At 49.9% G+C, this 1,428-nt stretch carries 1 protein-coding gene and 1 pseudogene; both read right to left on the bottom strand.

Translation table 11 applies throughout. The features are described 5' to 3' along the window. Positions 1–656: pseudogene (locus RT018_RS14675) on the bottom strand (DNA adenine methylase); the annotation flags it as partial. 43 nt (positions 657–699) lie between these two features. After that, positions 700–1,290: a hypothetical protein gene (locus RT018_RS14670; protein WP_195199141.1), complete on the bottom strand. Its 591-nt coding sequence runs from the start codon at positions 1,288–1,290 to the stop codon at positions 700–702. Positions 1,291–1,428: the final 138 nt, after the last annotated feature.

Below are 1,428 nucleotides of genomic sequence, written 5' to 3'. Positions count from 1 at the left end.
ACCGCATAGTGACCCTCGGTCATGTAATAGGGCGGATCGCAATAAAAAAAGGCATCGGCCCGGTCGTACTGCCGGATCAATGCCTCAAAGTCCTTATTTTCCACAACCGTATTAGCAAGCCGCCTTGATGCCTCCCATATCACGGCAAAGACCTTTCGGATGTCAAAGGGCTGGCAGCCGTAGGAGGTGCAGCCGCTGCCGTAGCTGTAGCGGATGAGCTTGAAAAAAGCAGCTGCTCGCCACACATTGCTTGGCTCGGTCTGCTCCAGCAGAATGGCTTTGATTTCCTCAAACTCAGGCGGCGGGAGGTTCTGCTGTGCCAGCTCCAGTTCTTCTTTTAGGTATTCGGTATCGAATTCATCCTTTTCAAAAAAGCGGCGCAGGACATTAAATTCATGTCGGGAGTTGAGTGGCAGGAAACCCAGCTGCTTGAGGAATGCCAGCGTCCTGTTTTTCACACAGTAGAACAGGCTGGTCAAGTTACCGTTAAAGTCGTTGTAGACCTCCATTCCTTTGCAGTCCGGAGGCCTGCCGAACAACACCCAGCCCCCGCCGCCAAAGACTTCGATGTATCTGCCGAAGTCCTTGGGGAAGAGCCGGTAAATGATATTGCGGAGGGCTTTCTTGCCGCCCACCCAGCTGATAAAGCTATTGATATTCCATCACCTCCCTCTGGAAAGAAAAAAGAGCCGATAATCACTATATTTTCAGTGACATCGACTCATCTGGATTATGGTACTCGTATTCGCCGGTTTTCTCATTGTATAGGTAGCCCTCATCGGCCAGATCCACATCGTGAATCTCAGCCGCCATCTCCAGCGCTTCTTTGGAACCTCCGGGAGGGATATCACAGAACATTTCTTCACCATCTTCGTATTCCAAATGCCCGACATTATATCCGAAGTCCTCGTCAGCCCATTTGTGTTCAAAGGATAGATCAGGATATTTTGCTGCCAGTGCAGCAATGACACTTTCCGGACGGCTCCATGCGGTCTGGAACTCGATATGCTCACCGTCAAAATCCTGCGGGGTATATGCGCCATCGTAGCCATAGCTGTTCCACTTGGTTCCCCAATGAGCAATCGACCAATCATACCAGTTGTCTTTGCCGTACTTCTCACGTTCAGCCATACCAAGGTTGCCACGGAAGATATGCTCAGGCATCGGAATGACCTTGTTGAAGTCAATGCTGCCGAGGCCGATCTTATCATCTTTGATATCCTCGAACATCGCCTTGACCTTTTCCGGATCACCGGATACTCTTACAATATTGGTTACATGGTTTGGCATTACTGCATTACTCCCATCGTCATGCCGAAACCAAAGGACTGGCTGCCTTTCAACTCATCCTCCGGCTTAATAAAGAAGCGGTCGCTGCTATCCCAAAAGCTGAGATACAGCTCACCGTCATCTATCTTGATTTCCCTT

Origin of the sequence: Oscillibacter sp., assembly GCF_032060045.1 — a bacterium.
Lineage (GTDB): Bacteria > Bacillota > Clostridia > Oscillospirales > Oscillospiraceae > Oscillibacter.
This window is presented reverse-complemented; position numbering and strand designations above follow the sequence as displayed.

Coding starts and splice junctions, on each gene's coding strand:
- RT018_RS14670 (WP_195199141.1), bottom strand. CDS start 1,290: ATGCCAAACCATGTAACCAATATTGTAAGAGTATCCGGTGATCCGGAA.